Below are 15,390 nucleotides of genomic sequence, written 5' to 3'. Positions count from 1 at the left end.
TTATTTATTTTGCCATTTAGCTATATATTGGTCCACATTTTCCAAAGTGATTAATTCATTTGGAAAGCTTACATCTTTCTCTACTTTTTCTCCATTAGCTACTTTAATTGCATTATCTAAAACAGCTTTACTTTGATCGCTTACATTAGGAAATACTGTAACAGATAATTTACCATTTTTTAAGTAATAAAGACCATCAGGAGTAGCATCAATCCCTCCTACAGTTATCTTATCAAGTTTTCCAGATTGCTCTATAGCCTCTAATGCACCTATTGCCATTTCATCGTCTTCACAAGCTACAACATCAATATCTTTGCCTGATTCAATCCAGCCTTCCATTAGAGCCATACCTTTAGCTCTATTCCATCCAGCTGTTTGCTCAGCAACAATTTTCATATCTGGATACTTTGATACTACTTCACGAATCGCTTGTGTTCTAAGTCTTTGACCTTGCTGCCCCATAGTGCCCATGATAATTGCAACATTGCCTTTGTAATTAACTTTTTTTGCCAAATTCTCCATCTCTAATAAACCAGATTGTTTTAAATCCGAGTCTACCGAACATATTACATCACTAGAATCTTCAAAGTTATTATTAAAACTAACTATTGGAATTCCAGCTGCATTAGCTTTGTCACTTATTACCTTAGTCGAATTACTATCCACTGGATTAACAGCTAAAACATCTACCTTCTCTGATATGAAATTTTCAACCTGCGACAACTGTGTATTAGAATCTATTTTAGCATCAACATATTCTATTTCAACATTATTTAAAGATTGTGCATAATCTTTCATTTCTTTAATCAAATAAGACATAAATTTATCATTGAGATTAGAAACACAAACACCAATTTTAATTTTCTTATTAATATCTGTCCTATGATTTGTTCTATCAGTGCATCCAGCAAACAAATACATAATCATAATACTAGCAAGTATCATTGTTAAAATTCTTTTCATTGTTTTGTTTACCTCCCTAGAAATATATATCAGAAAATTCAACGTCAATTTTTGAAATTACATTGCTAAAAATATTGTTGGCACCCTTTTCATGTGATTCATTATTATTAATTTTTGTTATGGGAATTTCAATGACAAATTCGCTCCCTTTTTTATATTCACTATTAACTTTTATAGTTCCACCATGCATTTCAACAAGAGACTTTACCAGATTAAGTCCAATTCCACTACCCTCATTTGTTCTTGTAAGAAGGTTGTCCACTTGTTTGAATCTTTCGAATATCATATTCTGTTCGTCTTCAGGAATCCCTATACCTGAATCCTTAACTTTAATTTGAACTAAGTTATCATTAGTACTTATATTTACAAAAACATGTCCATCCTTAGGAGTAAACTTTATAGCATTAGATAAAAGATTTAAAATAATTCTTTCAATGGAATCTAGGTCACATGCAAGTATTACTTCTTCAACATCTGTATCAAATATTATTTTAATATTTTTTAATTGTGCATATTCAACTACTGATGTTACAATAGCCTCTACTATCTCAACAATGTTACAATTTGATAAGTTAAGAGCAAAGTTACTAGAATCAATTTTTGTAATGTCAATAAGATTGTTTACTAATCTTATAAGCCTATAACAATTTTGAGTTTGTGTTTTTAATTTAGTCTTTAATTCTCTTATATCTAAAATTTCATCATTATCAAGATGAAATTTTATTATTTGAGTTGTTCCAAACAAAATATTCAAAGGAGTTCTAAGTTCATGTGATATATTGGCAAGAAATACATCTTTAGCTCTATTTGCAGCTTCTGCTACATTCCTTGCCCTTTTTAGTTCCTCAGCCTGCTCTTGTAAAATTATGTTCATCTTTCTTTCTTTTTCAATCAGCTTTAAATAAACATTTATTCTATTTATCATTAAAAAGTCATCAATAGGTTTAGTAAGATAATCTACTGCTCCTATTTCAAAACCTTTTCTTTTAAACTCTTCGTTTATGCACGCTGCAGTCAAAAATACAATAGGAATATGTTCTGTTTTTTTTCTGCTTTTTATAATTTTTGCTAGCTCAAATCCATCCATTCCCTTCTCCATGTGTACATCTAAAATAATTAAATCCACTTGATGCTTTATAAGTTCATGTAACGCCTTTGTCGAAGTATCTGCAAGAATAACCTGAGCATCTATATATTCTTCAATAAGTGATCTGACAGTAAATAAATTATTGCGATTATCATCTACGACTAAAATTGTATACAAATTACTTGTTCCCATATTTCAATACCTCACTTAAATAACTAATATAACTTAGCTAAATTTCTAAAAAAACAGCAATTAATTCCATTTTGTAATTTTTTTGCTTTTTTATTGTTGATTATATCACAATTTTTACTTTTTTACCAATTATATATATAACAAAATCTTACAATAATGATTGTTTTTCATTGGTATTCATATTATAATATCAGCTCAATATCCATTATTCCATTTTTTGACTTCATTTACTTTTTTGCTCCTACATTTAAGAATTATTTTATGTATTCAGTATAATTTAGATGAACTGTATATCCTGTATCATCAAACTTATAATTTGTATTTTCAAGAGGATTTCTATTGCATACTAAATTAATTCCTATAGTATAAAGGACTTCAGCAAGATCATGAGGCTCTACAATAACTGTACCTGTCATATAACCTTTTTGTATAAATTCTTTAGCTTGTGGCATTCCATCAATACCTACAACTGGAATTGTCATTGATTTATCACCTTTATTGTATCCATATTCTTTCAAAGCTTTCACTGCACCTACTGCCATAGCATCATTATTAGAAATTATTGCTTCAATTTTGTTTCCGTATCTAAGAAATAGAGATTCAATAGAACTCTTAGCACAATCTTCTAACCATTCACAATTATTTGAATCAATTTCTTCTGTTTTTATTCCAGACTGATTGAGAGCTAAAACAGAATATTTTGTTCTTAAATAAGTTAATGGGCTTCCGATTCTACCTTTTAAAATAACATACTGCAATATATCATCATGATTTCTATCTATAACCTGTTTATTAGAATTCCATTCATCTGCTAAAATTTTACCCTCCATAGTACCTGATTGCTCAAAATCCGCTCCAATAACAACAAATTTTTTATAAGGTTTAACAAAGTCTATTATCTCTTTAGTTGGATCTGGATTTAAAATTATAGGAATGTTTTTTTCCATAATTCTACGAAAAGTGTCTTCCACATCCTTTAAATTAGGACTAATTGTATTTATAATAAAAAGATCATAATTATCCTCAAGAGCTTTATCAATGCTTTCATTTTGTATACTTTGATTATCTTTTGCATTAAAGAAAGTAAATTTAACTTTATCCTTATTTTCTTTTTCAATACTTTCTAGGTTTTGTTTAAGAAGAGAAATATACATAGCGTCAGCATTATCTAAAAATACAGCTATCTTAATCGGAGTTTCTCTGCAAACCTTTGGACCAGCATATACATTATTTCTATAACTCCCAGTAATTAGGATAATCATCATAACTGGAATCATAATAGATACTAATATTTTTTTTAAATTTCTCATTGTGCTCCTCCATAATATCTATTTAGTTATATTATTAATCTTAGGTTGCGTTTTAATAAAAAAAATATTCTAATTTTATATATATTAAATAACATAATTCTTTTCAATCTAATAAACTTCTTCAAATTAATTACATTGAAAAGAATAATTTTCAACACTAAAAAAGCACAGTACTAAAATATATTTAGTACTATGCTTATATTTTATAAGTTTCAGTAGTATTACTACTCTCTTGTAATTTTTGTATTTAAGAAAGTTTCCTTGCTTTTGTATATTTCTTACTATTTTTAGTGAACATTTATATAGTTTTATTTCCAAATATTAATTCAATTCAGGCATACATATACTTACTTGATTCTTTCCTTTTCGTTTTGATTCTAAAGATGATTTATCAGCATTCTTTATCAACATTTCTTTATCGTAATTAGTATGCATCAAAGAACTTATTCCTACACTAATTGTAACATTGAAAGATTGAGAAGTACGATTAAATTGATTTAATCCCACTTTTTCAATAATCCAATTTTTAAAATTATTATTAAATAAATTCTCACCTTTGAACATATTACCCTTTTTACCTTCTACTTCTATAACTTCTTTTAACTCTGCAACTTTCTCTTCTTCTACTTCTTTCTTTTCATCATCAATTTCAAATTTATAAGAAGAGATTGAATCTCGTATATTTTCCATAATAATTTTTGCTTCTTCAATCTTAGTATTAGGTAAAATAATAATAAATTCATCACCACCATATCTGGATATTATATCATCATGTCTTAAAGAGTTCTCCATAATGTTTGCAATCTTTTTTAAGATAAAATCTCCTACTATATGTCCATAAGTATCATTATATTTTTTAAAATTATCTACATCTAACATTACTAACGATAAATCTTCATTATTTATTTGAGCTTTCTTAGTATATTCATCAATTACATCTTGAAAATAACGGCGATTATACGTACTCGTTAATCCATCTCTTATGGCTAAAGTCTCTACACTTTTATATAAAAAAGCATTCTCTAACGCACTAGATAAAGAAGTTACTGCACTATTAATAAGTTCAATTTCTTCTATAGTTAATATATTTTCTGTATTTATATGTAAAATCCCTATGCAGTTTTCTTTAGACAATATTGGAATGGAATATACATATCCAGTATCTATTTTTTGTTCAACAGATCGTTTTTCAGTAAATGCCTCTCTTATAGTTTCTTTCAATTCTAAAAATTGTGATTTTTCTTTATCTGTTCCATATGATGAAATAATCTTTAAAACATCTTCGTTGCCTTCTTCTAATATTGCTAAAACACAAGATTTAACGTTTATAACACCTATTATTGTTTTAACACCAATTTCAGCTACTTTATTTAATTCTACAGAAGATGTTATTTTTTTGGTTAATTTAAAAAGCATTTGATTATTTTCATTTTCTTTTTTAAGATGTTCTGTTAATTGAGCATTATTTATTGCAAGTCCAATTTCACCTGATATTGTATTAATTAGTTTAAAATCTGACTCATTAAAATCAGAAGATTTTTTACTTCCTAAAACCAGAACCCCAAGTATTCTTTCGTACATTTTTATAGGAATGGTAATTTGAGCTTTTGTATAGTTAATACAACGTATATAACGATAATCATTTTGCACATCTCGAGTTAGTATTCCTTCGCCTTTATGAACAGACCATCCTACAAGCCCTTCTCCTATTCTAAAGCTTGTTTTTTCTATATCTTGATCAAAAATATTAGAATATGCTTTTAGCCTAAGTTCATCATTTTCTAATAAAAATATTAAACCAAAATCTGCATTTATATGAGTTGTAAGCCTAGCCAATATTGTATCTAATAACTCTTGAAAAGAGGCTGTACTGTGTATTGCCAACGCTGTATCATACAAAATTCTATTTTCAAACTGCAGTATCCGTGCTTCTCTACTTATTTTATCTATTTCTTCAAAGAAAAAATCAATGTTTTTTAATTTAAATTTATTTAATTTTTTTTCATTTTTCATATTTAAATTATTTTTTATTTCTTTAATTTTTACATATATTCTTGTTATTTTATTAACTAAAAATAAAGTAGGAATAATAGAAATAGATAATGTAACTAGCAAAAAGAAAGTAAAATTGTTAATTCTCCACCTATCAAAAGAAGGAATTATTTTTTGCTGAGCCAAAATAATTGATGATGTGGGGATTAATACAGTAAAAATACTAAGAATTAAGTATATTTTAACTATGAATCTTTTTTTCACATTTAGACTCCTTTTCCTTACAATATATTTTACAACTGTTCAAAAACATATATTGTTATAAATGTATAATAGACATTATTATACCTCTTTTTCTATATTTCTGCAATTAAATTTTATTTAAGAAAATTTAATTGCAAAATTATGGCTTATTACATAATTTAAGATAATTATAAATCTCTTCACTAATTTTATGCTAACCTTTATTTTAAGTATTCATTAATTTTGAGGGTAATCTAATAGAAATTTTGAACTATAATATTGATGTATCTATACTAGCCCAAACGATTAAAATGTATTTAAATTAAAAATAATCTGAAAAGTAAGGTTTTTCTACTGGTATCAATTGTTCTAAAATTCTTAGCATATAATATTCTGTCTGTATCCTTCCACATTCATATAAAAATGTAGGACGCTTATATCCCATAAGCATAGTTGTAAATGTCTGAATATCCATTTCTACCAAATTAGCTGCACGAATGTCATTAGTTTTTTGACAAATTGTTTCTTCTCCATTCCAATAAACATTAAAAACTCCATTATTCCATTTAGCTATAGAATCATTTATTTTAAAATTAAGATTTAATTTTTGTAATTTGACTAAAAAAGGATATCTTAAAATAAATTCTTGTACGTCTATAATTCTTGCCATGAAATATGGCTCGATTTTTTCAACGATTTCACTATCTTCAAATAAAAAAGCCATTGGTTCTCCAGAGTAATTATTACCTTTTACTTCCTTTACCATAGAATAATGTGCACTTATATAATTCCAAATTCCATGATGTGCTTCAGTATTTAGATAAATCAATTCCTTAATATAAAATATATCATTTCTTATATAGTAAATTAGATATCCAAGGGGCTTATGATTTTTGTTATAATAAACAGCAGCAATAATATCATCACTATCCCAGCGCCAATATTCATCCCAAGCCAGTTTATCACGAATCATCGCCCCATGACGCTGCATAGAAAAATAATCATGTACATTTAAAAGATCTTCACATTCTAAATCTACACGTTCCATCATACCTTCTACTGGCTCTTTTTTAGGAAGCTGAGTATCTTTTATTGTAAAAGTAATCTTATCAGAAATGATTTCCCAGCCATGTTTTCTATAAAGAGGAATTGAATACGGATATAAAAAAGAAATAGATTGTCCTTCTTGATACATATGCATGATAGCGTGTTTAATCAATGAATGAATTAATCCTTTACCTGTATACTCAGGATAAGTAGCAACTCCTGTAACTCCACCCATCTTACAAATATTATCATGAATGTTCACTTTCATAGAGTAAACTACAATCATTGAAGCTAATTTATCATGATAGAACCACCCTATTACATAACCATTTTTAAGAATAGGCATTTTTGCTTGCATAATTTGATTCTCTGTCCAACCAGTATGCAAAAGATCTTCCATTGTTATTTGAAAAGCATATCTCAAAAGTCCATTAAATTGTTCTAAATCATCTTCTGTTAATTTCCGCATTTTAAAATCGCCATATACTTCAATAAATTTTTCTATATCTTTCACCATAAATCCTCCTTGATTCTATCTGCAAAGAATCGTTATTAATAAATATAATATGCATAATTAATTTTGCTTTTTATTCCTTACCAATAACAAATCCATACCTTATTTCTTATAAATTCACTTAAAGCAACATAAAAAATATTATAGATAAACAGTCTATAAATTATTCCTATATTCTCAAATATATTCAATTTAATAAAATTCAAGTACTTTTCTTTATATTTTGTATAAGTATCTTCCATATCCAAATACATTATCTAAACGGTAAATTAAAACTCTATTATAACTTAAAAAATATTAACTTGAATTAAAACAAAAATATTACTTTACTACCTTTAAATTTTTAGCTGCTTCCCTTGCATACATATCGCAGAGAGAGTTCTCAAAATGGTTAGAATGTCCTTGTACCCATTGAAATTCAATATTTTTTTATCACATGATTTATCAAAGTTAATCCATTTATCCATATTCTTGGGAATTTCTCCATTTACGGTTTTAAACCCATTTAATTTCCAAATTGGTAACCATTCTGTTAGTCCTTTTCTCACATACTGGCTATCAGTTATTATTCTTATCTTTTCTATATCTTTTAATAATTTAAGGGCCTCTATAGCTGCTTCAAGTTCTGCCTGACTGCTACCCATTTCTTCAACTTTTTCTGTATATAAACTATAATTTCCTTTTAAGTCTTCTATTATAAAAGCAATTCCACCATATCTTTGCTTTTCAAAATAGCTAGCATCTGTAAAAATTTTATAAGTTTTTTCTTCAGCATTATTTTCATCTATTACATAACTATCACATTTATTGTTACGTTTATCTAAAACTACAATCTTGCTTCTATCATTAAAAGCTGCTACATCTTTGCCATCAGTTAAAACAAATTTTACATAAAATCCAACATAGTATGTATCTATTCTTTTATTATGCAACATCTTTCTAAGTTGATATTCGTTAATTTTAAGATAAATCGTCAAAGCATTATCACTTATAAAATATAATTCTTTTTTTAAAGGGTCAAATTCTATTAAAGAGCATTCAGTATCATTGGTTATTTTAATTTTATATTTACTATTTTCAACATCTATTATTTCCATTGTAAAAAGTATCATTTTCATAAAAGTTACTCCTTATTTAAATTTTCTACACTTCTTGCTCAAACATTTCATACAGATATCTTTAATTTGAAACCTGTTTATGTATAGACACATTTTTTTATTTAGTTTTATTTTTACTTTTCACTATTTTTTTATATTCATACATGCGTTTATCAGCAATTTTTATTAGTTTGTTAAATTCTGTTCCATCTCGTGGGAAGCTAACAATACCATAACTATAGCTACAAACAATGTTGTTTCCTTCATATATTATTGGATTACTTTTGAAGTATTCAATCAATTCTTGCAATTTATTAACCAATCTTTGTAAATGTATATTAAAGAAAGCTCCAACAAATTCATCCCCACCAAATCTCCCTATAATGTCAAACTCTTTAGCTAAACCGCTTAAACCTCTCGAAAATGTTTTAATTAATTCATCACCAGCTAAATGACCATAATTATCATTAACAAATTTCAAATCATTTAAATCAAAAACTATTAAAAAAAATTCTCTTTTATATTCATTATTCTTATTAATCTCAGTATAAAGTAATTGTTCAAAATAACTTCTATTATATACATTAGTTAATTTATCATATCTAGATAAATATACTGTTTCTTCGTAAAGTCTATGATTTTTAATTACAATTGAAACTTGATTTCTCATGTATTCCATTAATTCCAAATCGCCTTCGTTAAACATATTATTATAAATACTATCAATATTTAAAAATCCATATAACTTACCATCTATAATAATTGGCGAACTAATAGCTGATTTTATTTTTATTCCTTCATCCGTATTTAACATTTTTACATTTTTCATTTTATCTATATCATTAAGAATAACTGTTTTCTCTATGGCTATTTTTTCATTAAACCATCCAAAATGTTGTCCTAATTTAAATTTAAATATTTTAATCTCTTCTGAGTTATAACCTTTTGCTACAGCTATTTTCAAATTATCATTCTTATCTAAAAGCAATACTGAACCGCAACTTCTATCATCAATACAATTAATAACCTCATTAAGCATTAATTGCAATAAATTATTAATATTAGATATTTCATTAATTGAATAACTCATCTTTAACATTGATCCTTTTAACTTCAATAACTTATTTATTTTCTCTATATTCTTTTTTTGTTCAGTAATATCTATTATTACGCCAACCAATCCTTTAACATTATCATCTTCATTTACAACAACTGATTTGTTAAAAATAACATCATGATGCATACAATCTCTATGAATAAGCTTTTCTTCATAAACTTGTGTTCCTTTTTTATTCATTAATTTCTTATCTAACTCATCATAAGTTTTTGCTGATTTTTCTTCAAATACATCATAAGCAGTGTTTCCTATAAATTCTTCTTTATTCATCCCTAAAAATTCTGTAAACGCAATATTGCAATGATTATAAACTCCATGTTTATTTTTTGAATATATAGGATTCGGAATAGCATCCATAAGCGTTTGAAGGAAATTAAAATTATCAGTTAATTCTCTCTTCTGAATTTCAATTTCAGTAACATCGTGTAAAATTAAAACTTTTCCAATAATTTTATCACTTTTCTCACATACATTGTTAACATTAATCTTATAATATCTTAACTGTTCTTTATCTTTTATACTTAATAAACCTTCATTGCACGAAACATCATTTACTATGTTCAACAACATTTCATATTCTTTTAATACTTCATCAATTTTTTTATCGCCAGCTTGTATGTATTTTAATTCTGAAATAATATTTTTTGATACATTATTGAAATTTACTATATTATTTTCAGAATCTATTATTATAATACCTTCTGATACGCTAAAAAAAACTTTTTCAAGTGCTATTGGTGTGAGTTTTAAAAATTTAAATTTTAATATTGCAAAACTATACATTACTCCTGAAAAAGCTAATGCAAGTGGGCCTATATCTAGATTAAACGGTAGTAATTTTAACAAATAAATAGTATTTGAAATCCAAGGAATTACCCACGCCATTATTAAAAGTAATATCTGTTTTCTTACAATTGATACTGATTTTAAATATGTTAGTATAAAAATTATTAGACCTATCATCATCAAAGCATATGTATATTCAATATTTACCCAATACCAAGGACCTTGTGTTATTTCTACAATTGGGAAAATCCCATCATAATTCATATATAATTTTTTATAAAATAAATGATGAAAATCATTTGTATAATTCAATATTACTATAATAATGGGTATAATATATGATAATGCTAGAATATTCTTTTTAATTTTTTCCTTATATCCAGTAAAATCAAGTGCAAGCATTAACCAAACCACAGCTAAAAATGGTATTCCAAGATATTCTATTTTAATCCAAAACTTCACGCATTGAATGCTTGTACATGATATTTCAAATGCATATCCAAATGCATAAATTGAAACAGGAAGTAAAGATATTGAAACATATATCTTATTCCTTTTCCATGAATAATAACCTATATAGATTAACGTTAATGCAGATAATAATAATACAAAACTCAAAAAATTATTTACGCCCAAAAATATCACCTCATCTATCTATTATACTAAATATTTCATACAAAACTCTTGCCTTTTATCATATTTTTTATTTTAATATCGTGCAAAAATAAATTTAAGCATTATAAATGGAACGATCCACCTATAATGCTTAATAGCTTCTTCATTTAATTGACTATATTAAATCCTTGTATAAGTGTTTCATCTATATCAAGTTCTTCAAACAACATCGATATAATTACTTCATACTCGCATAATCTATCTGTCTTCCTTATTTTTTTAGCATATTTATCACTCTCATCAAACAAACGTATCATATAAAACCATATTTCTTTCATTTTAAATAATACATTTCTATCTCCAGAAAGTATTTCTTTATATCCTGCGTAAACTGCATCATGAAATGATTTTATTGTATATTTATCTATGACATTATCATTCTTAATTTTTCGGATTAGTCCTGGATTCGCAATTAAACCCCGACCTAACATTACTGCATCCAAACTAGGATACATTTCTGTCAATTCTACATAATCCTTCACATTAAAAATGTCACCATTATAACAAACAGGATTCTTGCTTAATTCTAATGCATCCTTAAATACTTTCATATTTGGCTTGTTCTTATAAAAGTCTGTTTGTATTCTTGGATGAATTATAAGTTCTTCTAAAGGATACTTGTTAAAGATTTCTATTAATTCATAAAATTCATCTGATGAATCCTTTCCGATTCTTGTTTTTATAGAAATCTTCATTGATGATTTTGAAAAGATATCTTCTAAAAATTCATCCAGCTGTTTTCTTTGTGAAAGAAATCCTGAACCTTTATGTTTTGCAACAACTGTCCCAGATGGACAGCCTAAATTTAAATTAAATTCATTATAACCAAACTTAGTTAGCTCATTCATCGTACCAATGAAATATTCTGAATTATTCGTAAGTATCTGAGGTACTACAGTAAGTCCTTGATTATGTTCTGGTAATACATCATTTAATTCTCTTGAAGTAAACCCCTTATTTTTAGTTGGCGATATAAAAGGCATAAAGTATTTATCAATTTGTCCAAAAAAAGCTTGATATGCATTTCTATATATATATCCAGTAATACCTTCTAGCGGTGCAAAATAGTATTTCATGTTATAAGACTCCTTATCGTAAGTAATTTTATATCTATTGTATCTAACAAATATATTTTTGTATAGTTAATGTATTAATTAGAATAGAAATTTATTTAATCGTTATGGAAACTGTGGTAGGATGCAGTAATTAAAATGCTCCCATTATAGTAGGCAGTTAAAATAATAAAACTGTTCTTATAAAGGGAGCATATAAAATTTGATTTGATAGTTATAGACCAATATACAAAATATTAATTGGAAGAATTTTTATTTGTTCCACTTGTTGATGTTTTTGTATCTGCGGTATTTCCTGTTGTTCCAGTTGTCGATGTCTTTGCATCCATATTTCCGCTTGTTCCACTTACTGGTGTCTTCATATCTGTACTTGCGCTTGTTCCACTTACTGATGTCTTTGCATCTGTGTTTTTAGTTGTTCCGCTTCCTGATGTTTTTGTATCTGTACTTTCATTTGTTCCATTTGTTGATGATTTTGAATTTACATTTTTACCTGTTCCATCTGTCGATGCTTTCAAATCTGTATTTTCGTTTGTTCCACTTGTTGATGATTTTGCACCTGAATTTTTAGTTGTTTCATTTGCTGATGATTTTGTGCCTGAATTTTTAGTTGTTCCACCTGTTAATGATTTTGTATCTGTATTTTTAGTTGTTCCATTTGTTGATTCTGTTGTATCATTGGATTGTTTTTGAACGTTAGTTTTTGTATCAGGAGTTTGTGTACTAGCAGCTATCTGTTTGTAGTAAAATGCTCCTACCCCTCCAATACTTATAACTAAAATAAGTGATGCAATTGCTATCATTGCCTTTTTATTCTTACTAAGTTTACCATTTCCTGTTTTCTTATTACCTCGTTCATTGCTCATGTAAGTTCTAGAATCATGTTTTTTATTATGAGCTTTTGCTTCATTGTCTTTCACTGTGTTTGAAAATACATTACTTATACTTTTAGGTATATTAAACAATCCCGATAGAATTCCAATTTGTTTTACAGAGTTTATCTCCTTAAAATTTTCGGGTGATCGAATTGTAGCAACAGGCTTATTATACACCCCATATTGATTTTCCACATATAAAGTGACTGAAAATTCATCATTCTTACTTAAAAAAGGTATAGATACATCTAAAACATTATTTTTTTCTGAAGAATCAAATTTTAAACCTTTTGTTATTTTGGCATCTCCACTTCTTAAGTTATTCTGTGAACCTTGTACATTTAGGCTTATATTATGGATTGTTTTATTTGATATGTTCCTAACAGTAAGAATATAAGCACAAATTTTTTTGTTATTCATTACTAGCGGTACGCCTTTTCCTATGTTACATAATATTCTAGGTGCTAACCCTTTATAATAGTCTAAAAGCAACCCAGATATAAATGATATTATTATAGTTATAATTGCAGTTTTAATAACACTTATCATACTAATTTTCGCTTCCTTATTTTTTCAATATTGTGTAATTAAATTATAAGTTAGACGGATATTCATGTCAATTTGAAAATTAATTATATTTAAATCCAAAATACGGATATGATGAATATAATGCAATTTATTAATCTATGTTTGTATTTTAATTTATTTTCTTTTTAATAATCATATGTTTTTGTAGAATAATTTTTCTTATTTTTTCATTTCTTCATTTAATTTTAAGTTTTTGTCACACTTTACTTTACATAATAATTATTTAGTAGTCTACTTTCAAGTTTTAAACTATTGGTAAGCTTTATCCTCTTGCTGTCTAAGGAGAGTAAACTTAACTACTTCTGAACCATTATAAGCTTCAATATCGTCTCCAAAATAATTAGCTTTAAATTAACCTTACAAATTTCGCTAAATCTTCAACATTTGTTCTTTCACCTATGTTGGATCAAGGTTTGATGTATATCATCTATTTAAATAAATTTTCACGTTATATACTTAAATTTATTTTCTATTATAACTCTAAATTCGACTTTTTTTAAAAGGCACCAAAATAACCAATATTAATCTGTATAATATAGTGTCAAAAACAAAAATCACCTTTATTTAAAATTAAATATTCACTAATATTAAATCTTATACAAATACGGAGGAAAAAATTATGTTAAAAAGAATGAGTAAAGCGACATCATTATTATTAGCTACTGCTGCTATTATTTCAATAATACCTGCAAATGCAGCTGATTACAAAAAATAGATTCTCAAGAAGGTACTATCTATAATGCCATGGCATACAAAGATGGAAAATTCTATATTGATGGAGAAGTTAATAATAAAGATGAATCAGCTTACTATTTATCAAACGGTAAATATAACAATTTATCAAATGTCGACAGTGGATCATCTATCAAAACTTATGGTTCTAAGTACTTAGATATACAAAGTGGAGATCATTTTATTAATTTAAATAACGGTTCAGTTACTGATGATTCAATAAAAGAGAATTCACAAGATGATGCTTCTTCAACTTTAAGAAAAAATCTTAAAAAGGATACAGATGAAAGATACGACGTTACTGATGCCGGAACAGTTAAAAGTTTAAATAATTTCTCAAGATAATGGTAATGCTTTAGATTCAAATCATACTTTACTTAGCAACTATACTATTTCTAACGGAAAGTTAATTAATTACACTATTAGTGGAAATTCAATAAAAACTCAAACAATAACATTAGTCTCAAAGAGCTCATATTATTACACTGATGTCAACAACCAATCAAATGATTCTGCAGAAATTATTGATAGTACATTAGCAGTAGACACAGATGTAAACGGAAGCCTATGGAGATTATCATCTGGATATATCTATAAATGGGACAATGACAAAACTTGGATAAAAGTATATAAAGTAGATGGATCTTTCAATAAAATATCTGTTTATGATGACAACAATATTGTTGCATGGAATCAAAGCCATGAAGTTTATTCAGTAATTGGAGGACAAACTTTAACACAAGCTCAAACTCCAGTTGAAACAACTCCAATTGCAAACAAAGGATGGGTTACATTCTATAATGCTTCAGGAAATCAATTAAAAGGACAACGGGTTAATGATGGAGGCGTTTGGTATTATATAAAAGCGGATGGTATTATGTCTACAGGTTGGATTAAAGATGGCAGAAACTGGTACTACTTAAATGGATCAGCTGCTATGAAGACTGGTTGGTTAAATGACAATGGTACTTGGTATTTCCTTCAACCATCAGGAGCATGGATTAGATAATTTACTATATTTTTTAAAAGCATTGCTGAAAACTTAAACTTTCAGCAATGCTTTTATTACATTATTTTTTATTATAAGGCACGTGAAAAT

Annotated in this window: 10 protein-coding genes and 2 pseudogenes; 3 read left to right on the top strand and 9 right to left on the bottom strand. The window is 26.8% G+C overall.

Annotated elements, in window-relative coordinates:
* From CLSA_RS10610 to CLSA_RS10570, 9 genes and pseudogenes are all read right to left on the bottom strand, one after another.
* Positions 1 to 963, bottom strand: coding sequence for a sugar ABC transporter substrate-binding protein (locus CLSA_RS10610; protein ID WP_022746322.1), 963 nt, complete (start codon positions 961 to 963; stop codon positions 1 to 3).
* Between the two features lie 16 nt (positions 964 to 979).
* Entirely contained in the window at positions 980 to 2,242 is a 1,263-nt protein-coding gene (locus CLSA_RS10605; protein WP_022746321.1) for a hybrid sensor histidine kinase/response regulator, read from the bottom strand.
* A 254-nt stretch (positions 2,243 to 2,496) separates the two neighbouring features.
* Positions 2,497 to 3,552, bottom strand: a complete 1,056-nt coding sequence (locus CLSA_RS10600; protein WP_022746320.1) for a galactose ABC transporter substrate-binding protein — start codon at positions 3,550 to 3,552, stop codon at positions 2,497 to 2,499.
* Between the two features lie 321 nt (positions 3,553 to 3,873).
* Positions 3,874 to 5,808, bottom strand: coding sequence for a diguanylate cyclase (locus tag CLSA_RS10595; protein ID WP_022746319.1), 1,935 nt, complete (start codon positions 5,806 to 5,808; stop codon positions 3,874 to 3,876).
* Positions 5,809 to 6,109: 301 nt separating this feature from the next.
* Entirely contained in the window at positions 6,110 to 7,348 is a 1,239-nt protein-coding gene (locus CLSA_RS10590) for a GNAT family N-acetyltransferase (RefSeq protein WP_041716235.1), read from the bottom strand.
* Positions 7,349 to 7,669: 321 nt separating this feature from the next.
* Positions 7,670 to 8,283 (bottom strand): annotated as a pseudogene (locus CLSA_RS10585) (ribonuclease H family protein).
* 280 nt (positions 8,284 to 8,563) lie between these two features.
* Entirely contained in the window at positions 8,564 to 10,990 is a 2,427-nt protein-coding gene (locus CLSA_RS10580; protein WP_041716565.1) for a histidine kinase N-terminal 7TM domain-containing protein, read from the bottom strand.
* A 140-nt stretch (positions 10,991 to 11,130) separates the two neighbouring features.
* The gene (locus CLSA_RS10575) at positions 11,131 to 12,099 is read right to left on the bottom strand and encodes a tRNA dihydrouridine synthase (protein WP_022746314.1); all 969 of its coding nucleotides are present in this window, start codon (positions 12,097 to 12,099) and stop codon (positions 11,131 to 11,133) included.
* Between the two features lie 233 nt (positions 12,100 to 12,332).
* Positions 12,333 to 13,520 (bottom strand): hypothetical protein, encoded by a 1,188-nt coding sequence (locus CLSA_RS10570; protein WP_022746313.1) that lies wholly within the window; start codon positions 13,518 to 13,520, stop codon positions 12,333 to 12,335.
* A gap of 783 nt (positions 13,521 to 14,303) precedes the next feature.
* Between CLSA_RS10570 and CLSA_RS23970 the strand changes: the two genes are divergently transcribed.
* From CLSA_RS23970 to CLSA_RS24575, 3 genes and pseudogenes are all read left to right on the top strand, one after another.
* Positions 14,304 to 14,636, top strand: a complete 333-nt coding sequence (locus CLSA_RS23970; RefSeq protein ID WP_052334802.1) for a hypothetical protein — start codon at positions 14,304 to 14,306, stop codon at positions 14,634 to 14,636.
* Positions 14,620 to 15,150, top strand: a pseudogene (locus CLSA_RS24465) (N-acetylmuramoyl-L-alanine amidase family protein); the annotation flags it as partial. The gene CLSA_RS23970 and the pseudogene CLSA_RS24465, both read left to right, overlap by 17 nt.
* An 18-nt stretch (positions 15,151 to 15,168) precedes the next feature.
* On the top strand, positions 15,169 to 15,300 hold the full coding sequence (locus tag CLSA_RS24575; protein ID WP_236903340.1) for a hypothetical protein: 132 nt from the start codon (positions 15,169 to 15,171) through the stop codon (positions 15,298 to 15,300).
* Positions 15,301 to 15,390 lie beyond the last annotated feature (90 nt).

Source organism: Clostridium saccharobutylicum DSM 13864 (genome assembly GCF_000473995.1).
GTDB lineage: Bacteria > Bacillota > Clostridia > Clostridiales > Clostridiaceae > Clostridium > Clostridium saccharobutylicum.
The sequence above is the reverse complement of the archived record's forward strand: the minus strand, read 5'-3'. Positions and strand labels throughout refer to the sequence as shown.

Bases quoted from the DNA above. Each gene is read 5' to 3' on its own strand.
- CLSA_RS23970 (WP_052334802.1), top strand. From the start codon at position 14,304: ATGGCATACAAAGATGGAAAATTCTATATTGATGGAGAAGTTAATAAT.
- CLSA_RS10610 (WP_022746322.1), bottom strand. From the start codon at position 963: ATGAAAAGAATTTTAACAATGATACTTGCTAGTATTATGATTATGTAT.
- CLSA_RS10575 (WP_022746314.1), bottom strand. From the start codon at position 12,099: ATGAAATACTATTTTGCACCGCTAGAAGGTATTACTGGATATATATAT.
- CLSA_RS10605 (WP_022746321.1), bottom strand. From the start codon at position 2,242: ATGGGAACAAGTAATTTGTATACAATTTTAGTCGTAGATGATAATCGC.
- CLSA_RS10600 (WP_022746320.1), bottom strand. From the start codon at position 3,552: ATGAGAAATTTAAAAAAAATATTAGTATCTATTATGATTCCAGTTATG.
- CLSA_RS10570 (WP_022746313.1), bottom strand. From the start codon at position 13,520: ATGATAAGTGTTATTAAAACTGCAATTATAACTATAATAATATCATTT.
- CLSA_RS24575 (WP_236903340.1), top strand. From the start codon at position 15,169: ATGTCTACAGGTTGGATTAAAGATGGCAGAAACTGGTACTACTTAAAT.